Source organism: Bacillus sp. AK031 (genome assembly GCF_053903065.1).
In genome coordinates, this window is sequence record NZ_CP096424.1 from 1,243,573 (window position 1) to 1,267,379 (window position 23,807).

A 23,807-nucleotide genomic window follows, 5' to 3' on the forward strand; every position below is an offset into this window, starting at 1 on the left:
GGGGGGATTTGCTTGTATTAAGAGCAGGCCCCCCTTTCTCTATCGGGATTTATCAAAGGTAGTGAAAAAATGATACGTTCAGCATATATCCACATTCCTTTCTGTCATCATATTTGCCATTATTGTGATTTCAATAAGGTGTTCATGAAGGGACAGCCGGTAGATGAATACCTGGCTTCCCTGAATAAAGAAATGAAAATGGGGATCGAGAAGTATCCTGCAGAGAAATTGTCGACGATATTTGTTGGAGGCGGTACACCGACAGCTTTGGACGCCTCTCAACTGGAAGTTTTATGTAAAAATATTAGTGATACCCTTCCTTTCTCAAAGGATGAGGTGGAGTTTACTTTCGAAGCTAATCCCGGAGATTTAACGAGCGATAAATTGGAAGTGCTTTATGAACATGGTGTGAACCGTTTAAGCTTTGGCGTTCAATCCTTTAATGATAAGCTGCTTGAGAGAATCGGCCGGAATCATAGAAGCAAAGATGTATATACTTCAATCGACGCCGCCCAGAAAGCCGGTTTTGATAACATCAGTATTGATTTGATCTATGCTTTGCCTGGACAGACGGTTGAGGATTTCAAGCATACCTTGAAAACGGCATTAGATTTCGATCTTCCTCATTACTCCGGATATTCTCTCATCATTGAACCGAAAACCGTGTTTTATAATCTGATGAGAAAAGGAAAGCTGTCTTTGCCTCCGCAGGAAGCGGAAGCTGAGATGTACAGTGTATTGATGGAAGAGATGCAAAGAGCTGGAGTCCATCAATATGAAATCAGCAACTTTGCCAAAAAGGGTTATGAGAGCAGACACAACCTGGTTTATTGGAATAATGAAGAATACTATGGCTTTGGAGCAGGCGCACATGGATATGCCAATGGAAACCGGTATGCCAACTACGGACCGCTGAAAAAATATATGGACCCATTGGCTGAAGGACGTTTGCCGATTATTGAAAACCATGAACAGACAAAAGCTGAAAAGATGGAAGAAGAAATGTTCCTCGGACTTCGAAAAGCCGAAGGAGTATCCGTCGTCCGTTTCACTGAAAAATTCGGGGAAAGTCCATTGGCTGTTTTTAAAGAAGCCATTGAAGAAATGACTAAAAAGGAATTATTAACTGTAGAAAATTCCTATATCCGCTTAACCCAAAAAGGAAAGTTTCTCGGCAACGAAGTCTTCCAGGCCTTTTTGGGAGTCATTTAAAATGTGGTTTTAATAGCTCATCCAAAACGGAATGGTCATTTTGTTCTGATGGATTGATTGGAGCGGAAGGTGTGCGACCTCCTGCGGGAGCAGCGGGACAGTGGAGATGCCACAGGCGAAGGCGAGGAGGCTCCACGCCCGCCCCGCGGAGTCGCACACCTGGAGCGGAAATCAATAAACCCTTTCCAAAAATTTCATACAAGAAAGTCCAGACCAACGATTTGTTCTAATTGACATCTCCAACATGATTTGATAATTTATTATTAGATTTAGCACTCATTAAACGAGAGTGCTAACAGAGGTGATGAAAAGTTGTTAACAGATCGACAGTTGCTTATACTTCAAGTAATCATTGATGATTTCATCCGGTCTGCACAACCTGTAGGTTCGAGAAGCCTATCTAAAAAAGAAGAAATATCTTTCAGTTCCGCAACGATCAGGAATGAAATGGCAGATTTAGAGGAGTACGGATTTATCGAGAAACCACACACTTCTTCCGGTCGCATCCCGTCAGAAAAAGGCTACAGATATTATGTAGACCATCTGCTGGCACCCGTTCAGCTTGAAAACAAGGATGTCAAAACGATCCGTTCCATTTTTGCCGAGCGGATATACGAAATGGAAAAAGTCGTGGAAAGATCCGCTAAGATCCTTTCAGAACTCACTAATTATACGGCGATTGTTCTTGGTCCAGGGGTGAAAGAAAACAAGCTTAAGAAAATACAGATCATCCCCATCAACCAGGAAACGGCAGTTGCTATTATCGTTACGGATACAGGACATGTGCAAAACCGGATGTTCACAATCCCGCAATCGGTAAACTCAAGTGACCTGGAAAAGCTCGTCAATATTTTGAATGAACGCTTATCCGGTGTTTCCATGCATGAATTGAATGACAAGATATTCAAAGAGGTTGCTCAGCTGTTAAAGCAGCACATCCATAACTATGATTTGATGCTTCATTCATTGGTAAGCACAATGGATCTTCCGTCAAATGAGAAGCTGTTTTTCGGCGGGAAAACGAATATGCTTAATCAGCCGGAATTCAATGATATCCAAAAGGTGCGCCTGCTGTTGAACATGATAGAACAGGAGGAAGGCATTTATGATATGATCAAGCACCTTCCGAATGGCTTGAATGTGAAGATTGGCAAAGAAAATAATGTATCTGCAATGGAGAATTGCAGCCTCATTACGGCTTCTTATTCAGTTGCTGACGAAAAAGTAGGCTCAATTGCAATACTGGGGCCGACAAGGATGGAATATTCCAGGGTCATTAGCTTATTGAATTTTCTTAGTGAAGATATGTCCAAAGCGTTAACGAAACTGTATCAAAGCTAATGCCGGTGGATATATTGATAAAGGATAACGGGACTGATGGACAGCTGTCGGTGCCTTCGTCCCGGCTCCGTTTTGAAACAGCTGTCGTCAAAGAGGAGGCGTCCTCTACTTTTAAGGAGGTGAAAGGAATGGCAGAAGAAATGAACAACAAAGTTGATCACGAAGAAATGAATGATCAGCAAGAAGAGCAAGCCTCTGCAGGGAATGAAGAAGAAATTTTTGCTGAAAGCCTGGAGGATCAGGATGGCGAAGAGAGCGGACAATCTCCGGAGGAAACACAAATCCTGGAACTGCAATCAAAGTTGGATGAGTCTGAGAGCCGTTACTTGAGATTGCGTGCTGATTTTGATAATTTCCGCCGCCGCGCGAACCTGGACCGTGAGGCGAGTGAAAAATATAAAGCTCAAAGCTTGTTAACTGAATTGCTTCCGGCAATCGATAACTTTGAGCGTGCCTTGAATATCGAACCAGAAAATGAGCAGACAAAATCCTTGCTTCAAGGAATGGAAATGGTTTATCGTAGCTTAGTGGAAGCGCTGAAAAAAGAAGGAGTGGAACCGATTGAAACAGTCGGCCATGAATTCGATCCTCATCTGCACCAAGCTGTAATGCAAGGGGAAGATAAAAATTTTGGTTCAAACATCGTTATTGAAGAGTTCCAAAAAGGTTATAAACTGAAGGACCGTGTAATTCGCCCTTCAATGGTAAAAGTGAATCAATAAACTTACATACAGAATACAAGGAGGTTTTTCTCATGAGCAAAATAATCGGTATTGACTTGGGGACTACAAACTCATGCGTGTCAGTCCTTGAAGGCGGAGAGCCAAAAGTAATTCCAAACCCGGAAGGCAACCGTACAACTCCTTCCGTTGTAGCATTTAAAAATGGGGAAATGCAAGTTGGGGAAGTGGCAAAGCGCCAGGCTATCACAAACCCAAACACAGTAATTTCCATCAAGCGCCATATGGGAACAGACTATAAAGAAAAGATTGAAGATAAAGAGTACACTCCTCAGGAGATTTCTGCAATGATCCTTCAACACTTGAAAGGTTACGCAGAAGACTATCTTGGCGAGAAAGTTGAAAAAGCAGTCATCACTGTGCCGGCTTATTTCAATGATGCTGAACGTCAGGCTACTAAGGATGCAGGTAAAATCGCCGGCCTTGAAGTAGAGCGTATCATCAACGAGCCGACAGCTGCTGCACTTTCTTATGGCCTTGATAAAATGGAAGAAGACCAAACAATCCTTGTTTATGACCTTGGCGGAGGTACTTTCGACGTTTCCATCCTTGAACTTGGCGATGGTGTTTTCGAGGTGCGTTCAACTGCAGGGGACAACAGACTTGGTGGAGATGACTTTGACCAAGTCATCATTGACTACCTTGTAGAGCAGTTCAAAAAAGAAAACGGCATTGACTTGTCAAAAGATAAAATGGCGCTTCAACGCCTTAAAGATGCGGCTGAAAAAGCGAAGAAAGATTTGTCTGGTGTAACTTCCACGCAAATTTCACTGCCGTTCATCACAGCAGGTGAAAGTGGACCATTGCACTTGGAAGTGAACATGACACGTGCAAAATTCGATGAGCTTTCTGCTGATCTGGTGGAGCGTACTATGGGACCTACTCGCCAAGCAGTGAAAGATGCTGGTCTTTCTGCAAGTGAAATCGACAAAGTTATCCTTGTCGGCGGGTCTACACGTATTCCTGCTGTTCAAGAAGCAATCAAGAAAGAATTAGGAAAAGACCCTCATAAGGGTGTTAACCCTGATGAAGTAGTGGCAATGGGTGCTGCCATCCAAGGTGGAGTATTGACTGGTGACGTAAAAGACGTTGTTCTTCTTGACGTGACACCATTATCACTTGGTATTGAAACAATGGGCGGCGTATCTACGAAGCTTATCGAGCGCAACACGACTATCCCTACATCCAAGTCACAGGTATTCTCAACTGCAGCAGATAACCAGAATGCTGTTGATATCCATATCCTTCAAGGTGAGAGACCAATGGCAGCAGACAACAAGACACTTGGACGTTTCCAATTGTCTGATATCCCGCCTGCACCACGCGGAGTACCGCAAATTGAAGTTAAGTTCGATATCGATAAAAACGGTATTGTTAATGTTTCTGCCAAAGATCTTGGAACAGGAAAAGAGCAAAACATCACAATCAAATCTTCAACTGGTTTATCTGAAGATGAAATCGAACGTATGGTGAAAGAAGCTGAAGAAAATTCGGAAGCTGATAAAAAACGTAAAGAAGAAGTTGAACTTCGCAATGAAGCAGATCAATTGATCTTTACTACTGAAAAAACAATCAAAGATCTTGGTGACAAAGTAGAGGAAGCTGAAGTCAAAAAAGCTGAAGATGCTAAAGATGAACTGAAAGCTGCAATCGAAAAAGACGACTTGGAAGAAATCCGCACGAAAAAGGATGCTCTTCAGGAAATCGTTCAAGCTCTATCAATGAAGCTTTATGAACAAGCAGCACAAGCCCAGCAGCAAGCTGAGGGAGCTGAAGGCCAGGCAGGCGGCGATGATGATGTTGTCGATGCTGAATATGAAGAAGTAAAAGACGACAAGTAATACAACTTCATAAATACGGCCAAAAGGAAAGTCAAAGTCAGGTCTATCTTGACTTTGGCTTTTTCTTTGGTAAGGCACTGGGGACCAGGGGGAATCTCCCCTATTTCTCAATTAATATTGTGAGGGACCCCCTTTTAATGTTAAAATAACCTTTATGCATAAGGAATCGGGAGTGTTGTATTGATGAGTAAACGGGACTATTATGAAGTTCTCGGCGTTGAAAAAGGCGCCTCGAAAGATGAAATTAAAAAAGCATACCGCAAACTCTCAAAAAAATATCATCCTGATATTAATAAAGAAGCGGATGCAAATGATAAATTCAAAGAAATCAGCGAAGCATATGAAGTATTGAGTGATGAGCAAAAGAAAGCCCAATATGACCGCTTTGGCCATACAGATCCAAACCAGGGATTCGGCGGGGGAGACTTCGGCGGCGGCTTCGGAGGATTTGAAGATATCTTCAATACATTCTTTGGCGGAGGCGGCGGACGCCGTCGTGACCCAAATGCACCGCGAGCGGGTGCTGACTTGCAATATACCATGAGCGTAACGTTCGAGGAAGCGGTATTTGGCAAAGAAACAGATATTGAAATTCCTAAAGAAGAAGAATGTGATACTTGTGACGGTTCAGGAGCCAAGCCGGGAACCAAACCGGAAACCTGCTCACACTGTCAAGGTACCGGCCAGCTGAATGTGGAACAGAACACGCCTTTTGGACGCATTGTGAACCGCAGAGTCTGCCACCATTGCCATGGTACTGGGAAATTCATCAAGGAAAAATGTAATACATGCGGAGGAAATGGAAAAGTCCAAAAACGTAGAAAAATACATGTGAAAATTCCGGCTGGAATCGATGAAGGCCAGCAGCTGAGAGTTACCGGACAAGGAGAGCCAGGTGTAAACGGAGGCCCTCCAGGAGATTTATATGTCGTTTTCCATGTAAGGCCACATGAATTCTTTGAGCGTGACGGAGACGATATCTACTGTGAAATGCCGATTACATTCGTTCAATCTGCTTTAGGAGATGAAATTGAAGTACCGACATTGCATGGGAAAGTGAAACTGAAAGTTCCTGCGGGTACTCAAACAGGAACCAAGTTCAGGCTGAGAGGCAAAGGTGTGCCAAACGTAAGAGGATATGGCACAGGGGACCAGCATATCAGAGTGAAAGTCGTAACACCTACCAAGCTGACAGAAAAGCAGAAAGAGCTGCTGCGTGAATTTGCTGATATCACTGGACAGGTTCCGGACGAACAGCATGAAAGTTTTTTTGATAAGGTAAAACGCGCCTTTAAAGGTGAATAAACAGGAACGGAGTTGGTAGAATCGATGAAGTGGTCAGAAATCAGCATTCATACAACAAATGAAGCGATCGAACCGATTTCAAATATTCTTCATGAAGCAGGAGCAAGCGGGGTAGTGATTGAAGATCCATTTGAATTGGAAAAAGAGCGTGAAGACATTTTCGGAGAGATCTACCAACTCAATCCTGATGACTTCCCTGAAGAGGGAGTTATTGTGAAGGCCTATCTGCCGGTAAACAGCTTCCTTGGCGAAACGGTTGAAGAAATTAAGCAGGCTGTTGAAAACCTTGTGAAATATAATATCGACATTGGAAGAAACAAAGTCGAGATTTCGGAAGTAAATGAAGAAGAATGGGCTACAGCTTGGAAAAAATATTATAATCCAGTCAAGATATCTGAGAGATTTACTATTGTACCTACCTGGGAGCAATATGAACCTGTGCACAGTGATGAACTTATCATCGAATTGGATCCGGGGATGGCGTTTGGAACAGGGACTCATCCAACGACTGTAATGTGTATACAAGCGTTGGAGCGGACTGTGAAGCCGGGAAATCATGTCATTGATGTTGGAACTGGGTCTGGTGTCCTCAGCATTGCTTCTGCTATGCTGCAAGCCAAAAAAGTTGAGGCATATGACCTTGATGAGGTAGCTGTGAATTCAGCCCGTTTAAATACGAAGTTAAATAAGGTGCAGGAAGTCGTTACAGTCAGTCAAAATAATCTTCTTGATGGTGTCATGCCTGGAGCAGATGTCGTGGTAGCAAATATACTTGCTGAAGTCATCCTCCGATTCACAGACGATGCTGCGGCTATTGTAAAGCCTGGGGGTTATTTTATCACCTCTGGCATAATCGGCCAGAAGAAGGAACAAGTTAAGTCAGCCATCATGGAAGCGGGTTTTGAAATTGAAGAAGTGATTTTGATGGAAGACTGGGTGGCAATAATAGCAAAAAAGCCTGAATAATCGTCTTGTAAAGGGTGAAACACCATGCAGAGATACTTTGTGGAACAGCAGTTTGAAGAAGGAAGTCCAATCATGATAGACGGAGAGAACTTCCACCATATGGTACGTGTAATGAGAATGTCTGAATCTGCTTCATTCTACGCTGTCTTTAAAGATGGCAGGTCGGCAATAGCCGAAATTGAAACGATTACCAGTGACTATCTCGAAGCCAGGATAGTACAATGGGAAACAGATGATAAAGAGATGCCGGTGAAAATTACCGTTGCGAGCGGACTGCCAAAAGGGGACAAGTTGGAGTGGATCATACAGAAAGGGACTGAGCTTGGTGCTTATCAATTTGTCCCTTTTACCGCAGATCGCTCGATTGTAAAGTGGGATGATAAAAAAGCAAAAAAGAAAGTGGAACGGTGGTCGAAAATTGCCAAGGAAGCGGCAGAACAATCACACCGCCAGCAAGTTCCCGGGATTTTTCCTCCCATGTCATTGAAAGAGCTGATCCAATTGGCCGGTGATTTCGATCATAAGGTTATTGCTTATGAAGAAGAAGCTAAAGCCGGTGAAAGCAGCAATTTAGCCCATACCCTTCAATCAGCAAAACAAGGTGACAGTCTCCTGGCTGTTTTTGGGCCAGAAGGCGGTTTGACTGATAAAGAAGTAAATATGCTCACGGAACACGGATTTATTCCATGTGGATTAGGTCCAAGAATTCAGCGGACGGAGACAGCGCCCCTATACCTGCTGTCTGCCGCATCCTATCAATTTGAGTTAATGAGGTGACTATTATGCCAACTGTAGCTTTTCATACCCTCGGTTGTAAAGTGAATCACTATGAAACAGAGGCTATTTGGCAATTATTTAAAGAAGAAGGCTATGAACGCCTCGAATATGAAAATACTGCTGATGTATATGTTATCAATACCTGTACTGTTACAAACACTGGTGATAAGAAAAGCCGCCAGGTAATCAGGCGTGCTATCAGGAAGAACCCTGATGCCGTTATATGTGTCACAGGCTGTTATGCCCAGACGTCTCCTGCCGAAATCATGGCGATTCCAGGAGTGGATATAGTCGTAGGAACGCAAGACCGCAGAAAGATGCTCGAATATATCGAGCAATTCAAAGAAGAAAGACAACCAATCAACGGTGTCGGAAATATAATGAAAAATCGTGTGTATGAGGAGCTGCAAGTTCCTGCTTTTACAGACCGTACAAGAGCTTCTTTGAAGATTCAGGAAGGCTGCAATAATTTCTGTACCTTCTGCATCATTCCTTGGGCAAGAGGTTTAATGCGCTCGAGAGACCCTGAGGAAGTAATCCGCCAGGCTCAACAGCTGGTGGATGCAGGATATAAAGAAATCGTCCTCACTGGGATCCATACAGGCGGTTATGGTGAAGACATGAAGGATTATAATCTTGCAATGCTGCTTCGTGACCTGGAAGCGCAGGTAAAGGGCTTAAAACGCATCAGGATTTCATCCATAGAAGCAAGCCAGCTAACGGACGAAGTAATTGAAGTGATTGATAATTCCAATATGGTAGTAAGGCATCTTCATATTCCGCTGCAGTCAGGGTCTAATACTGTTTTGAAGAGAATGAGAAGAAAATACACCATGGAATTTTTCGCTGAGAGAATTGAAATGCTGAAAAAAGCGTTGCCCGGACTTGCTGTGACGTCGGATGTGATTGTCGGGTTCCCTGGGGAAACGGAAGAGGAATTCATGGAAACCTACAACTTTATTAAAGATCATAAATTCTCTGAACTCCACGTTTTCCCTTATTCGAAACGGACGGGTACTCCTGCGGCAAGAATGACCGATCAAATCGATGAAGATGTGAAAAATGAAAGAGTTCATCGTTTAATTGAGCTGTCCAATCAGCTTGCTAAAGAATATGCTTCACAGTTTGAAAATGAAGTGCTGGAGGTTATTCCAGAAGAGATTTACAAAGAAGATCCGGACAGCGGCTTGTATGTGGGTTATTCCGATAACTACATGAAAGTGGTCTTCCTGGCATCTGAAGATATGATTGGCAAGCTTGTTAAGGTTAAAATTACGAAAGCAGGCTACCCTTATAACGAAGGACAATTCGTCAGGGTCCTGGAAGAAGAAAAAACAAGCGCAGTCAGCTGAATTGAAATAAAGCCGGTTCTCTAACAGGAACCGGCTTTATTTTTACTCCGAGCGAATAATGGAAGGCACTCTTTTTTTCACTCGGGAACAATTTCCCGGCTATCCAGCGCGCTTGCACTTTTTATTGTAAAAATGTTATTGATTAGTTGCCAGATTAGCTGTAAACTAAATAAGTACCACAAAAGATGAATAGAAGCGCTTTTTTTTTACCTATTAGTGCAAACGATTGCGCAATAAAAAGTGTACTTAATAATTTTAATTAGTTTGAGGTGTTTTCAGTATGAAAAAAATCTGGTGGAAAGAAGCCGTAGGTTATCAAATATACCCTCGCAGCTTTCAGGATTCCAATGGAGACGGAATCGGCGATCTGCAGGGAATGATCCAAAGGCTGGATTATATAAAAGATCTTGGTATAGATGTTATCTGGATTTGTCCGATGTATAAGTCCCCTAATGATGATAACGGGTATGATATTTCCGATTATCAAGATATCATGGAAGACTTTGGGACGATGGATGATTTCGACTTACTGTTGAAAGAGGTCCATGCCCGTGGAATGAAGCTGATCATCGACCTTGTTCTGAACCATACAAGTGACGAACATCGCTGGTTCATTGAGTCACGTTCTTCAGTGGATAACGAAAAGCGTGATTGGTATATATGGAGAGACGGCAAAAACGGGAAAGAGCCGAACAATTGGGAAAGCATCTTCGGCGGTTCTGCGTGGGAGTATGATGAGAAAACAGATCAATACTACCTTCATGTCTTCTCTACAAAACAGCCTGATTTGAACTGGGAAAATGAAAATGTGCGTGAAGCGCTTTATGACACAGTGAATTGGTGGCTTGATAAGGGCATTGACGGTTTCAGGATCGACGCAATCAGCCACATCAAGAAACGACCAGGCCTGCCTGACATGCCTAACCCTAAAAAGAAGAAATATGTTTCCTCCTTTGATATGCATATGAACCAAAAAGGAATCCATCAATTTCTTCAGGAGTTCAAAGACAAAACATATGCCAATTATGACGTAATGTCCGTCGGGGAGGCAAACGGAGTGACAGCTGATGAAGCGGAACTCTGGGTTGGAGAAGAAAAAGGCAAGATGGACATGATCTTTCAATTTGAACATCTAGGCCTGTGGGATGCAGAGACAAATCCTGACCTTGATATCGTTGAATTGAAAAAGGTACTGACCCGTTGGCAAAAAGGGCTGGAAGGCGACGGCTGGAATGCATTATTTATTGAAAATCATGATAAGCCGCGAGTGGTTTCCACTTGGGGAAATGATGAGGAATATTGGAGAGAAAGTGCTACGGCGATGGCGGCTATGTATTTCTTGATGCAAGGAACCCCTTTCATTTATCAAGGACAGGAAATCGGCATGACCAATGTTCAGTTTCCTTCCATTGAAGACTATGACGACGTGGCGGTAAAGAATCTTTATAAGCTGAAAAGAGAAGAAGGTGCTTCTCACCAGGAGATCATGGAAATTATCTGGGCCTCATCAAGAGATAACAGCCGCACACCGATGCAGTGGTCCGATGATACAAATGGCGGATTTTCCGAAGCTGCTCCTTGGATGAAAGTAAATGAGAATTACAAGCGTATAAATGTAGAAGCTCAGTTAAAAGACCCAGAATCCATTTTATCTTTTTATAAAAAGATGGTCTCGGTTAAAAAGGAGAACGAAATCTTTACCTATGGTGTGTATGATTTGATTCTGCCTCTGCACAAACAGATTTACGCTTATACGCGAACGCTGGGGAAAGAAAAGGTTCTTGTCATCGCAAACCTTTCAACAAAAACAGCAGCAGCCGATCTGGAAAAATTATCAGTGAGCAGCCGCGGTTTAATGCTGAATAACTATAAGGTCGAAGAACATGGTGATGTTACCAGCATCAGCCTGAAACCTTACGAAGCAAGAGTATATAAACTCGTATAAAATAGGTGAAAAAGACTTAGACTAAGTTGGAATTAGTCTAAGTCTTTTTATATTTGTTCTTCATGCTTTATTTTTCCTGAACCTTTGTTAAAATAGAGAGGTACGGACAACCTGTTTGGAGGAGTGTTAATTATGGAAAAAAATGTTGCTAAAATGATCGATCATACATTATTGAAACCGGAGTCAACAAAAGAGCAAGTTACAAAAATCTGTGCAGAAGCAAAAGAATTTGGTTTTGCTTCAGTGTGTGTAAATCCTGCATGGGTTAAATATTCTGCAGAACAGTTAGCGGGAACAGATGTGAAGGTTTGTACAGTAATCGGTTTCCCCTTAGGGGCGACTACATCTGAAACGAAAGCATTTGAAACGAAGGATGCTATCGAAAAAGGTGCAACAGAGGTAGATATGGTTATCAATATCGGGGCGTTGAAAGATGGGAACGATGACCTGGTCAAGCAGGATATCCAGGCAGTTACTGCTGCTGCTAAAGGCAAGGCTTTGACAAAAGTGATTATCGAAAGCAGCCTGTTGACAGATGAAGAAAAAGAAAGAGCTTGCAGGCTTTCTGTAGAAGCGGGAGCGGATTATGTTAAAACATCGACTGGCTTCTCTACAGGCGGAGCTACTGTAGAAGATATCAGGTTGATGAGAAAGACAGTCGGCCCTGATATCGGAGTGAAAGCATCTGGCGGAGTAAGAAGCGTAGAAGATGCCCAAAACATGATTGAAGCAGGGGCAACAAGAATCGGTGCAAGTTCCGGAGTGCAAATTGTTCAAGGTTTGACAAGCGAATCTGATTATTAATGAGAAAAGCAATTCGTCTTTGGCGAATTGCTTTTTTTAGCTCCTCGGAATATATTTATCCCCATGTATCCGTACTATCATTTCACCAAAAGCACCGGAAAATGGCAAAACAAGAACCGAACAGATCACATTGAAAACAAGACTGGCATGCGCAAGCTGAAGTTCAGGATCGTCGGTGGCCCATTGTACCACCTGTGCCAATTCATCGATAAAGGGAATGAACACTAAAACGCCTATCACATTCAGCCAAATATGGGCAAACACAGTAAGCTTTGTTGTCCTTCCACTGCCGATTCCTGCTATGTAAGAAGTTACACATGTGCCGATATTCGCACCGAGCATAATCGCAATCCCGGCAATAATCGAGACGATGTCCGTATTGACAAAGCTCATGGCGATTCCTGTAACGACGGTGCTCGATTGAATCAAACCAGTTAAGATGGTACCAAGCAAGATTGATACCAGGGAATTAGCGTTTGATTTCTCCATAAGCATCCCGACGAAATCCTGATCGGACAGCGGTTTTGCGAGCTCTTCAAATCCGGCCATACTGGAAAAAATCAGGGCAAGGCCTAGCAGCGACAATGCGTAGGGGTTTGCCTTCGGATTCGGGATTAACAATAGTATCAGGGAAAGCGCAAGTAAAGGGATGCTTAGGAAACCAATATCCAAAGAAATTATTTCCAGAGTAAGGGTGGTTCCGATATTGGTTCCCAATATGATTCCGATTGATTGGCGGAAGCTTAGTATTCCCGCTGACACAAATCCTATGGTAAGGACCATTACTGCGGAACTGCTTTGCAGGATGCCAGTAACAACAATTCCGATGATAAACCCTTTCCAGGGAGCATCTGTCCACTTGAATATCAATGTTTTCATTCTCTCTCCAGCTAAATTATATAAGCCGCTCTTCAGCCAAAACATCCCGATAAGAAAACTGAATATCAACAAAAGAAATAATAAAAAATAAAGCATGTCCCCACCTCCTTATATACTCTATTAGGCTGAGGATGGAGACATGTCTATTTATACAAGCAAATAATGAGAAATTGTTGACCTTAAGCAAGGCTTATATTATAATTGCAAAGTGAATGGATTTAAATATCCATACAGAAAGATTACTTTCTGTAACAGGCTGTACTTATTAGCAGCAAAGTGAAGGGCAGCTAGGTTTTTGTCAGATGCCCAAAGGTATGGCAAATTGCCAAGGTCTTTACTTGAACATGTAAGTGCAGTGTTTCGGAGGGAGGGAAAGAGAGATGTCAAAAACAGTTGTTCGTAAAAACGAATCGCTTGAAGATGCTCTTCGTCGCTTCAAACGTTCAGTTTCTAAAACAGGAACTTTGCAAGAGTACAGAAAGCGCGAATTCTATGAAAAGCCAAGCGTGAAGCGTAAGAAGAAGTCTGAAGCAGCCAGAAAACGTAAGTTCTAAGAGAGGGTGTATATATGAGTCTTCTCGATCGTTTAAATAATGATATGAAACAAGCTATGAGGAATAAAGAGAAAGATAAGCTGTCTGTCATCCGTATGCTGAAAGCGGCATTGCAAAATGAAGCGATTAAGCATGGCAAACAGGAGCTTTCTCAAGACGAAGAGTTGACTGTCCTTTCTCGAGAAGTGAAGCAACGGAAAGACTCCCTCCAGGAATTTCAAAACGCAGGCCGTGAAGATCTCGTTGAAAAAATTCAAACGGAACTGACTTACGTCGAAATATATATGCCTGAACAGCTGTCTGAAGATGAAGTATCTGATATTATCAAGCAAGCTATTGAGGAAACAGGTGCTGCTTCCAAGGCAGATATGGGTAAGGTGATGGGGGCTATCATGCCTAAAGTTAAAGGGAAAGCTGATGGAGCTCTCGTTAATAAACTTGTTCAAAATCATTTATCGCAACAATGAAAATGAGAAGCGGGTATCCGCTTCTCATTTTTTATTAAGGCTGTTTTCACATAAATTGTTGCTTTCGGATATCCCCTGTTTACAAAGTAATTTCTCTTTGAACAAGGAGAGCAGCACTTTTCTTTCTTGCTTACCAGAGTATTTTTTTGTGAATTATAGTTATATCTTTTGTAATTCATACTAAATAACAACAAAGCTTACGAAAAGAGCCTTTATTAAAAGTGTCTTGGAATCGCTTACTATAAAAAAGGGTGAATGTTTGCTAAGCATATTACCCTAAAAGAAACTTTTTTAAAAGTTATTTAAAAGTTTGAAACCTTTTTTTGTTTGATTCGTACATAATATATACAACTTGTAATATTTTCTTGATAAAACGAAAGGGGTGAAACCTTGAAATTAATTAGGAAAATTTATATAAGCGGATTGATGCTGTTACTTGCTGTTTCGCTGTTAGGCTCTTTTGCTTTCAATGCAAAAGCTAAAGAAGAACTGGTTTATGTCATACCAATTGAAAAAGAGGTTGAAAAGGGCCTGTATGCTTTTTTGGAAAGGGGAATTGAAGACGCACGTGAGGCTGGTGCTGATTTAATTGTATTCCATATCGATACCCCTGGAGGTGCAGTGGATGCAGCAGGAAACATTGCCAAACTGCTGGATAACACCGAAATCAAAACCGTTGCCTTTGTCGATAACCGTGCCTTGTCAGCCGGCGCCTTTATCTCGTTGCATGCTGATGAGATCTACATGGTGCCAAACTCGACGATGGGAGCTGCGGCAATCATTGACCAAGCTGGGAATGCAGCAGGTGAAAAAGCAGAAAGCTACTGGCTGGCCGCGATGAAAAGTGCTGCCGAAACCAGTGGTCGAGATCCAAAGTATGCACTGGCGATGGCAGATAAATCAGTAGATCTTCCTGAAGTAGGTGCCGGAGAAGGAGAACTCCTTACTCTTGATGCCAAAACAGCTGAATCTGTGGATTATTCTGAAGGAACAGTAAGCAATATGGATGAACTCCTGGAGGAATTGGGCATGGAAGGTGCCGAGATACAGAGTGTGGAGGAAACCTTTGCTGAGAAGCTGGCCAGATTTATCACCAATCCGGTTGTGGTTCCGATTTTATTGTCACTGGCAAGTTTAGGGCTTGTGGTGGAATTGTATTCGCCTGGATTTGGGGTAGCCGGCTCAATCGGATTGGCGTCCTTGCTTCTCTTCTTCTATGGACATTTGGTTGCAGGTTTAGCAGGATATGAAACCCTGATCCTATTTGTTATTGGTGTTGGTTTAATAATCGCAGAATTTTTCCTGCCCGGGGGGATTGCTGGGATTTTGGGAATTGGTGCTGTCATAGGAAGTATTCTAATGGCAGGCGGCAATGTTGTCTATATGGGAATTTCTATTCTGATAGCACTGCTGGTTGCGGTGGTTGCCATGGTGCTGTTTGTAAAGGTGCTGGGGAAAAAAATGAAACTGTTTAATAAAATTATCTTAAGAGATTCCACTAATACAGAAAGTGGATATGTTTCGAATGTAAACCGGCTTGAGTTGATTGGGGCGACAGGGGTGACAATGACTCCTTTGCGTCCATCCGGGACGATTCTGATTGATGATGAAAGAATTGATGCGGTGACAGAGGGCGGCTTCATAGCCCAGAACAAGCCTGTAAGGGTAGTCAAAGTAGAAGGTTCGCGAACAATTGTAAGAGAAATAGAGTAAAACTTGAGGATGCTTAATTTGAAGGAGGAAATGGAATGGTTCTAGATGCAAGCACGATTTTAGTATTGGTAGCCGTAGTGGTCGGACTCATATTCTTGGGAGTTCTTTTCACATTTGTACCAGTGATGCTGTGGATTTCAGCAATTGCTGCGGGAGTCAAAATCAGTATCTTTACGTTAGTGGGAATGAGATTAAGAAGGGTTATTCCAAACCGTATCATCAACCCGCTTATCAAAGCGCATAAAGCAGGGTTGACTGTAACGATCAACCAGCTGGAAAGCCACTACCTTGCCGGAGGGAATGTCGATCGTGTCGTAAATGCACTGATTGCTGCTCACCGTGCTAATATTGAATTGTCGTTTGAAAGATGTGCGGCCATTGATCTTGCAGGCCGTGATGTTCTTGAAGCGGTGCAGATGAGTGTTAACCCTAAAGTAATTGAAACACCATTCATCGCCGGTGTGGCAATGGACGGCATTGAAGTGAAAGCGAAAGCCCGTATTACTGTGAGAGCAAATATTGACCGTCTAGTCGGGGGTGCCGGTGAAGATACAATCGTAGCCCGTGTCGGGGAAGGGATTGTATCCACTATCGGGTCTTCCGAAAACCATAAGAAAGTGCTCGAAAATCCTGATCTCATCTCGCAGACAGTTCTAACTAAAGGGTTGGATGCCGGTACGGCATTTGAAATCCTCTCGATCGATATTGCCGATGTTGATATCGGGAAAAATATCGGTGCCGAGCTGCAAACAGAACAGGCTGAAGCTGATAAGAATATTGCCCAGGCAAAAGCAGAAGAACGCAGAGCGATGGCTGTTGCCAACGAGCAGGAAATGATTGCACGCGTTCAGGAAATGAGAGCGAAGGTTGTAGAAGCGGAAGCGAAAGTACCGCTTGCTATGGCAGAAGCTTTAAGATCTGGAAATATTGGTGTCATGGATTATATGAACTTCAAGAACATTGATGCCGATACCGATATGAGGGACTCGATCGGCAAGTTGACTGGAGATAAGAACGAAGAGGGTAAAGATGAGTAGATTTTCTACTGGGAGAAAGGTGATCTTTGAATGGAAAACCTGATATTTCTCGTCATTGCCGGCTTAATCAGCATGCTTTTTAACAGGATGAAACAGAACCCGCCTAAAGAGGAACCGCGTTCGCCTCGTCCTGCTGCTGATAGACAGGAGGAATACACTGAACCTGAAACCTTCTTTGATAAAGGAATTGAAGAGATTGAAACACAGGGAAGAAATAAATTCCTTGAGAAGCAGCAGGAAGCTAAACAGCGAATAGCGCAGTTGAAATCTCAGGAAGAGCAATACAACAGGCGGGCGCAGAGAGTGAAAGTAAGCAAAAAAGCGCCTGTAAGGCAGGAAGCTCAAATAAACCTAAGAAATCTTGATCGAAATGATATTGTCAAAGGTATCGTTTTCTCGGAAATTTTAGGACCGCCGAGAGCCAAGAAGAAAAACTGGCGCGGGTGAAAATAAAATAACAGTGATGAAACCCCCTTTTATTTCATAAATATGAGATGAAAGGGGGTTCTTTTTGTATGGCAAAAAAATGGGTTCAAAAAGCGCGCCAGTGGATGACCAAAACAATGGACCTTCCGGAAGATGTCATGATGGACCTTCCCCGCATAACGATGATTGGACAAATTCATATTTATATTGAAAACCACAGAGGGCTGTTGACCTTTACAGATAATGAAGTAAGGCTGCTATTGAAACAGGGGCAGCTGCTGATAAGAGGCCAGTCATTTGTTATAAAAATGATTCTCCCAGAGGAAATTCTGCTTGAAGGAAAGATTGTGGAAGTTACTTATCTTGAACAGTAAAGGTACAGGAGGGTTTGGCTTGAAGAACCAGTGGATAACGTTTTTTACGGGCAAAGTACTTGTAAAGGTAGAGGGGAAGGGAATAGAAAGGTTTATCAATGAAATTACGCGTTCTCAAATTGCTGTATGGCAAGTGAAAAGAGTGGGTGAAAATACTTTCACCTTTTACTTATCCCTCAATGATCTACATAATTTCAGGCGTGCAGTCAGGCGGTTTGGCTGCCGTGTCACTTTTTTGAGAGGACAAGGCTCTCCTTTCCTATGGAAGAGAACATTGAAAAACAGCGGATTCTTACTGGGAGCAATTTCATTCCTGTTTTTGATCTTGCTTCTGTCAAATATGGTATGGGGGATCAGCATTAAAGGAGCCAGTCCGGAGACGCAATATGAGATTGAAAAGCAACTTCAGGAAATGGGGATTGAAAAAGGGAAATTCCAGTTTACAATCACTGATGTGGAAAGTATTCAGCGTGAACTTTCGTACAGAATGAACAATATTACCTGGGTTGGGGTGGAATTAAAAGGGACAACCTACCATTTGCAAGTAGTGGAAAAAAATCAACCTGAGGCGGAAGAGAAAGTCGGTGCCCAAAACCTGATTGCAAAAAAGAAAGCAATAATAAAAGAGATTTTTGTTGAAGAAGGCATGCCGATAGTGGAAGTGAATGATTACGTGAAAAAAGGACAGCTGCTTGTTTCCGGACTCATTGGCAAGGAAGACCAGGAACAGAAAAAAGCGGTTTCAGCAAAGGGTGTCATACGTGGTGAAGTTTGGTATGTAACAAAAGTGGAATTGCCGTTGAAAACTGATTTTGAGGTATTCAGCGGAAACGAAAAAGTAAAACATTATATTTCCTTTGGAGACATCCGGTTACCTGTCTGGGGTTGGGGGAAGATAGAATACAAAGACAGTGTGGAAGAGCTTAGTGAAAAGAAAATCAAATTTTTGAAATGGGAATTGCCGACAACCTATATTGAAAGAACAGTGAAAGAAAAGGAAGACGTTACAAGGGAGTACTCTAAGAAGGAGGCGGTTGAGACGGCCAAAGATCTGGCAAGAGACAACTTGAAAGCAGATCTGCCTGAAGACGCCAAGGTTATCGGCGAAAAAATTTTACACCAGCAGATTGAAAATGGTAAAGTAAGGTTAAACGTACATTTTCAAGTAATAGAAGACATAGCTGTCGGACAACCAATCATTCAAGGAGACTGAGTAATGTCAGAGGAATTAAATACAACAAATATCCAACTTGATAATCCAAATGAAGCGATTGCGCTATTCGGTGTTTCGGATTCCCACCTTAAGTCCATGGAAAATGAGTTATCCGTCTCTATTGTAACCAGAGGGGAATCTGTATATATTTCCGGGGATGAAAAAGATGTTGAAGCGGCACAGGAAATCCTTAACCGGTTACTTGCTGTAATCAGGAAAGGGATCAATATCAGCCAGCGTGATGTTAGTTATGCTCTGCAAATGGCAAAACAGGGTACGCTTGAATACTTTGAAGATTTATACAATGAAGAAATCACTAAAAATGCAAAAGGCAAACCAATCAGGGTTAAGACTTTGGGGCAGCGCCAATACGTCCATGCCATCAGGAACAATGACCTTGTGTTCGGCATCGGGCCGGCCGGGACAGGAAAGACTTACTTAGCGGTTGTAATGGCTGTACATGCCCTGAAAAACGGGCAGGTTAAGAGAATCATTCTAACAAGGCCTGCAGTGGAAGCCGGGGAAAGCCTAGGGTTCCTGCCGGGTGACCTGAAAGAAAAAGTGGATCCTTATTTAAGGCCGTTATATGATGCGCTGAATGATGTTCTTGGGGCTGACCATACACAAAGGTTAATCGAAAGAGGAACCATTGAAATCGCCCCCCTTGCTTATATGAGGGGGAGAACGCTCGACGATGCATTCGTCATTCTTGATGAAGCGCAAAATACCACGCAAGCTCAAATGAAGATGTTCCTTACAAGACTTGGCTTTGAATCTAAGATGATTATCAATGGTGACAGGTCTCAGGTCGATCTGCCGAAAGGGGCTCAATCAGGACTTGTGGCAGCTGAGAAAATCCTTAAGGATATTAAAGGCTTGTCATTCATTTATCTGGAGCAGACGGATGTTGTACGCCATCCCCTTGTCGGGAAAATCATTTCTGCATATGAAAAGAATACAATGTGATGTAAAGACTGCTTGCAGGGAACTGCCGGCAGTCTTTTTGCCTTGTGGACAGCAATTGGGAAATTCATACAACCGCTAAATTAGTGGATGCAATCCCATTGAAAAACTGTTATCATTTTACATAATTAATAGAATTTTCACCCCTCTATATTTAATTTGATACCAGCCGGGAGGATTCTGATGAAGTTCCAGCCTTACATTAATAAAATTCGGTCCATTTTGAGCTATAAAGTTTTTACACTTCTCATTTTTATTTTACTGGGTTTGCTGCTTTACGGAGTCCTTTATGGAAATGTAAAACCTCCAATATATGATGTGAATGTTTTTGAGACGAGTGACGTTACAATCAGATCGCCTAAAACGATTGAAGATAAGGAACTGACAGAGAAGAAACGCGAAGAGGCAGCGGAAGAAGTTTCGGATCAATATGTACATATTGAAGGTGTAGTTGAAAATCGTGTTTCTCTTCTCAACTCGATATTTGCCATAATAAAGGATGTCGGAAAGGAGAAAACTCCACAGGCGGAGCAGCCGGAAAGTGCGGAAGAGGAGCAGATAAAAGAACCGACGATTGAAGAAAAGCTTACAACACTCAAAGCAAAGCTGAAAGAAAATGTCAAAGAGGAAGAGGATATTACCCAGAGCATTCCTGATAGTGTCCTAAGAACTTTGCTTACCTTTAGTGAAGATGAGCTTAATCGCGTAAACACAGCAGTCGTATCTCAAATAGAATTATTGATGAGCAGCAAGGTATATGAGGAAGATCTGTATGAAGTAAATGGAAAATTGGAGCAGAGAATCCGGGCACAAAACCTTCCGAGTCTGATGACGGAACCTGCTATTTCAATGGGAAGGCTGGCAATCGTTCCTACAGAGAAATTTGAACCGGAATTAACAGAAGAAAAGAAGGAGGAGGCACGGGAGAGTATAACGCCTTCACAAATCATCGAAGGTGAAGTTATCATCCAGCAAGGGAGTATGGTCACACCAGAAATTTACCGCCAGATTGAGTTATTGGGCTTGCTTTCTAATGAAAAGTCGAAAAAACCGTTTGTCGGTTTAGGAATCTTTGTTGTTGTGACAATCGGTGCGCTTTACTATCATTTTTACAACTGGCAGCTTCCTGAAGAAAGAAAACAGAACAGGTTGATTTTACTCAGCTTGATTTTCGTTATCAGTTTAATTCTAATGAAAATTACCGCATTAATGAAAGAGCTAGACCTTGACAATGTCGGTTTCCTGTTTCCTGCAGCTCTTGCAGGCATGCTGATCAGGATCATGCTCAATGAAAGAATTGCGATGCTGATGGTAATGATTCTCGCTGCATGCGGCAGTATTGTATTCCATTATGAATTAAGCGGGGCAATTGATATTGAGATGGCCATCTATATCATGTTCAGCGGCTTGGCGGGAGTGCTTTTCCTGTCCAGCAGGAAGAACCGGGCAAATATTTTGCAGGCAGGCTTGTTTGTTGCCATTGTAAATGTCCTTATCATCTTTTTCCTGCTTTTCTTGCGGGGGGCAACGTATTCAAATATGGAGTATATGTACTTTGTCGTCTATGCGTTTGTTTCCGGAATAGGTGCGGCCGTTCTCACTATAGGGTTTCTTCCTTTTTTCGAGGCTGGTTTCGGCATACTGTCAGCTATGAGGCTTGTTGAACTGTCAAATCCGAACCATCCATTGTTAAAGAAACTGCTTACGGAGGCACCGGGTACTTATCACCATAGTGTAATGGTTGCGAATCTTGCAGAAGCAGCGTGTGAGTCAATCGGCGCCAACGGCCTCTTGGCAAGGGTAGGCTGTTACTATCATGACGTTGGCAAAACTGTCCGTCCCCGTTATTTTATAGAGAACCAAATGCATGGGGGCAACCCTCATGACCATCTGCCTCCTGAAAGAAGCAGGGATATTATCATCAGCCATGCCGCAGATGGAGCTGATTTGCTGAGAAAATATAAGCTGCCGAAAGAATTTATTGATATAGCTGAGCAGCATCATGGAACGACGCTATTGAAATTCTTTTATTTTAAAGCAATGGAAGAGAATGAGGATATTCAAGAAAAGGATTACAGGTATCCGGGACCGAGGCCGCAGACCAGAGAGACGGCAATCATAAGCATAGCGGACAGCGTAGAGGCAGCAGTGAGGTCGATGAAAAGCCCGACTACCGAGGAGATCAAGAAGCTGGTGGACAATATCGTCAAGGACAGGCTTCAGGACGGCCAGTTCAATGAATGTGATATAACTCTCAGGGAATTGGAAATAGTAAAGAAAACATTATGTGAAACGCTTAATGGAATTTTTCACTCGAGAATTGAGTATCCGGAAACCAAGAAAAAGGAGCTTGCACATGAATCTTGAGATTGATTTTTTAGATGAAACAAATGAACTTGCAGATTCTGACAGGGAACTTGTCCAAAGTCTTTTGGATTACGCAGCGAAGCAGGAAAATGTTGAGCCAGCCAGTGAACTGACCGTTTCGTTTGTAACGAATGAACGCATTCGGGAAATTAATAAAGAATACCGCGATAAGGACCAGGCGACTGATGTGATTTCATTTGCATTGGAAGAACTTGGAGCGGATGAGACTAAAATCGTCGGAGATGGGATTCCACGCATTTTAGGAGATATCATCATCTCTGTCCAAAGAGCAAAGGAACAAGCGGAAGAGTATGGTCATTCTTACTCGCGTGAGCTGGGATTCCTCGCCTTGCATGGGTTCTTGCATCTGCTGGGATATGACCATTTAAATGATGAAGATGAGAAAAAGATGTTCGGCAGACAGGCGGAAATCCTGGATGGATATGGACTTCAAAGGTAATCCTCCGCCTGGAAAGAAGGTTCTTCGCTCCTTTAAATACGCTTTTAATGGAATCAGGCTTGCATTTACTGAAGAACTCAACTTTCAAGTTCACTTTATTACTTCTATAATTGTTATAGGTGCAGGTTTCGTGTTTTCGCTTTCGACCATGGAATGGCTTATCTTGATTCTGTTGATAGCAGGGATGTTTGCTTTGGAAATCATGAATACAGCTATAGAGCGAACCGTCGATCTAGTTACAAAGGAGTATCACCCATTAGCCGGGCAAGCGAAAGACCTGGCGGCAGGTGCAGTCTTGTGTTATGCAGCTGCCGCGGTGATAATTGGCGCCATTATCTTTATGCCCAAGGTATTAAGAGTGATCTTTTAACTAGGCTCTTTTCTAAAAGATTATTGCTTTTAATACTATTTCACTCTCTCCCCTATAACGTAGGAGGATTGGAGCGGAAGGCGCACGACCTCCTGCGGGACTAGCGGGACAGGTGAGACCAAGGTTACGTACCTACTGGAACGTAACCCCGCAGGCTCACCGCCCGCCCCGCGGAGTCGTGCGCCTGGAGCGGAAAGCCATCACTTTTAAACAGCCGCAATCATTGCGAATAGAGCCTTTAACTAAAATGGCTTCAGTTATCGAAGAAAAAAGAAATTACAAAGGGAGGACGAAATCGCTAATGATTTTGTCCTCTTCTTTTAGTTGATATAGAATGGTGCCGTTCATACTTGAAGATGGAACAACACAAGTTTTGAATTGAAAATTATAAAATACTTCTTTTTGGGGAAAAGGGAGAAAAAATATTTATCTATTTTATATCTATTTTCTGAAATTATGTGGTTTTTTAATCTGTTTATCCCTCTATAGTTTATTGATTGGAGCGGAAGGTATGCGACCTCCTGCGGGAACAGCGTGACAGGTGAGACCAAGGTTACGTACCCACCGGAACGTAACCCTGCAGGCGAATCCAGCTCCAGCGGCCAGCACCTAGCGGATTTCGGTCTCCTTCCTTGCGATAAGTCATCATCAACTCACTTTGTTCGTTGTGATTCCTTTATCTCATGCAGGAGCCCTCCAAT

22 protein-coding genes are annotated in these 23,807 nt (G+C 42.7%); 21 read left to right on the top strand and 1 reads right to left on the bottom strand.

Annotated elements, in window-relative coordinates; all coding sequences use genetic code 11:
* Window positions 1–69 precede the first annotated feature (69 nt).
* The 10 genes from hemW to deoC all read left to right on the top strand — a co-directional run bounded on the left by hemW (window position 70) and on the right by deoC (window position 12,283).
* Window positions 70–1,212, top strand: a complete 1,143-nt coding sequence (hemW, locus tag M1E09_RS06175) for a radical SAM family heme chaperone HemW (RefSeq protein WP_456273976.1) — start codon at window positions 70–72, stop codon at window positions 1,210–1,212.
* Window positions 1,213–1,524: 312 nt separating this feature from the next.
* Window positions 1,525–2,553, top strand: coding sequence for a heat-inducible transcriptional repressor HrcA (gene hrcA / locus M1E09_RS06180; protein WP_456273977.1), 1,029 nt, complete (start codon window positions 1,525–1,527; stop codon window positions 2,551–2,553).
* A gap of 128 nt (window positions 2,554–2,681) precedes the next feature.
* Window positions 2,682–3,275 carry a nucleotide exchange factor GrpE gene (gene grpE, locus M1E09_RS06185; RefSeq protein ID WP_456273978.1) on the top strand — a complete coding sequence of 198 codons (594 nt, stop codon included), beginning with the start codon at window positions 2,682–2,684 and terminating at the stop codon, window positions 3,273–3,275.
* Between the two features lie 32 nt (window positions 3,276–3,307).
* Window positions 3,308–5,134: a molecular chaperone DnaK gene (gene dnaK, locus M1E09_RS06190; RefSeq protein WP_456273979.1), complete on the top strand. Its 1,827-nt coding sequence runs from the start codon at window positions 3,308–3,310 to the stop codon at window positions 5,132–5,134.
* Window positions 5,135–5,317: 183 nt separating this feature from the next.
* A complete protein-coding gene (gene dnaJ, locus M1E09_RS06195; protein ID WP_456273980.1) occupies window positions 5,318–6,439 on the top strand; it encodes a molecular chaperone DnaJ in 1,122 nt (373 codons plus the stop codon).
* A 24-nt stretch (window positions 6,440–6,463) separates the two neighbouring features.
* Window positions 6,464–7,405, top strand: a complete 942-nt coding sequence (gene prmA, locus M1E09_RS06200; protein ID WP_456273981.1) for a 50S ribosomal protein L11 methyltransferase — start codon at window positions 6,464–6,466, stop codon at window positions 7,403–7,405.
* 24 nt (window positions 7,406–7,429) lie between these two features.
* On the top strand, window positions 7,430–8,182 hold the full coding sequence (locus M1E09_RS06205; protein WP_456273982.1) for a 16S rRNA (uracil(1498)-N(3))-methyltransferase: 753 nt from the start codon (window positions 7,430–7,432) through the stop codon (window positions 8,180–8,182).
* Between the two features lie 5 nt (window positions 8,183–8,187).
* Entirely contained in the window at window positions 8,188–9,534 is a 1,347-nt protein-coding gene (gene mtaB / locus M1E09_RS06210) for a tRNA (N(6)-L-threonylcarbamoyladenosine(37)-C(2))-methylthiotransferase MtaB (protein ID WP_456273983.1), read from the top strand.
* 280 nt (window positions 9,535–9,814) lie between these two features.
* A complete protein-coding gene (locus M1E09_RS06215) occupies window positions 9,815–11,479 on the top strand; it encodes a glycoside hydrolase family 13 protein (RefSeq protein ID WP_456273984.1) in 1,665 nt (554 codons plus the stop codon).
* A 132-nt stretch (window positions 11,480–11,611) separates the two neighbouring features.
* Entirely contained in the window at window positions 11,612–12,283 is a 672-nt protein-coding gene (gene deoC, locus M1E09_RS06220) for a deoxyribose-phosphate aldolase (protein ID WP_456273985.1), read from the top strand.
* Window positions 12,284–12,319: 36 nt separating this feature from the next.
* Here deoC and M1E09_RS06225 read toward each other — a convergent pair whose 3' ends face one another.
* Window positions 12,320–13,258, bottom strand: a complete 939-nt coding sequence (locus M1E09_RS06225) for a Na/Pi symporter (RefSeq protein ID WP_456273986.1) — start codon at window positions 13,256–13,258, stop codon at window positions 12,320–12,322.
* Between the two features lie 284 nt (window positions 13,259–13,542).
* Here M1E09_RS06225 and rpsU point away from each other — a divergent pair, with 284 nt between their 5' ends.
* From rpsU to M1E09_RS06280, 11 genes are all read left to right on the top strand, one after another.
* Entirely contained in the window at window positions 13,543–13,716 is a 174-nt protein-coding gene (gene rpsU, locus M1E09_RS06230) for a 30S ribosomal protein S21 (protein WP_006838418.1), read from the top strand.
* Window positions 13,717–13,730: 14 nt separating this feature from the next.
* Window positions 13,731–14,183: a GatB/YqeY domain-containing protein gene (locus M1E09_RS06235; RefSeq protein WP_456273987.1), complete on the top strand. Its 453-nt coding sequence runs from the start codon at window positions 13,731–13,733 to the stop codon at window positions 14,181–14,183.
* 426 nt (window positions 14,184–14,609) lie between these two features.
* On the top strand, window positions 14,610–15,896 hold the full coding sequence (locus tag M1E09_RS06240; RefSeq protein ID WP_456274916.1) for an NfeD family protein: 1,287 nt from the start codon (window positions 14,610–14,612) through the stop codon (window positions 15,894–15,896).
* Between the two features lie 35 nt (window positions 15,897–15,931).
* A complete protein-coding gene (gene floA / locus M1E09_RS06245) occupies window positions 15,932–16,933 on the top strand; it encodes a flotillin-like protein FloA (protein WP_456273988.1) in 1,002 nt (333 codons plus the stop codon).
* A gap of 30 nt (window positions 16,934–16,963) precedes the next feature.
* On the top strand, window positions 16,964–17,380 hold the full coding sequence (locus M1E09_RS06250) for a hypothetical protein (RefSeq protein WP_456273989.1): 417 nt from the start codon (window positions 16,964–16,966) through the stop codon (window positions 17,378–17,380).
* A gap of 68 nt (window positions 17,381–17,448) precedes the next feature.
* On the top strand, window positions 17,449–17,733 hold the full coding sequence (gene yqfC, locus M1E09_RS06255) for a sporulation protein YqfC (protein WP_456273990.1): 285 nt from the start codon (window positions 17,449–17,451) through the stop codon (window positions 17,731–17,733).
* Window positions 17,734–17,752: 19 nt separating this feature from the next.
* Window positions 17,753–18,946, top strand: a complete 1,194-nt coding sequence (yqfD, locus tag M1E09_RS06260) for a sporulation protein YqfD (protein WP_456273991.1) — start codon at window positions 17,753–17,755, stop codon at window positions 18,944–18,946.
* Between the two features lie 3 nt (window positions 18,947–18,949).
* Window positions 18,950–19,912: a PhoH family protein gene (locus M1E09_RS06265; protein ID WP_456273992.1), complete on the top strand. Its 963-nt coding sequence runs from the start codon at window positions 18,950–18,952 to the stop codon at window positions 19,910–19,912.
* A 180-nt stretch (window positions 19,913–20,092) separates the two neighbouring features.
* Window positions 20,093–22,276 carry an HD family phosphohydrolase gene (locus M1E09_RS06270; RefSeq protein ID WP_456273993.1) on the top strand — a complete coding sequence of 728 codons (2,184 nt, stop codon included), beginning with the start codon at window positions 20,093–20,095 and terminating at the stop codon, window positions 22,274–22,276.
* The gene (gene ybeY / locus M1E09_RS06275) at window positions 22,266–22,736 is read left to right on the top strand and encodes an rRNA maturation RNase YbeY (RefSeq protein WP_456273994.1); all 471 of its coding nucleotides are present in this window, start codon (window positions 22,266–22,268) and stop codon (window positions 22,734–22,736) included. Before M1E09_RS06270 ends, ybeY begins: the two co-directional genes overlap by 11 nt.
* Window positions 22,714–23,106: a diacylglycerol kinase family protein gene (locus tag M1E09_RS06280; protein ID WP_456273995.1), complete on the top strand. Its 393-nt coding sequence runs from the start codon at window positions 22,714–22,716 to the stop codon at window positions 23,104–23,106. The genes ybeY and M1E09_RS06280 overlap by 23 nt, the downstream gene beginning before the upstream one ends.
* Window positions 23,107–23,807 lie beyond the last annotated feature (701 nt).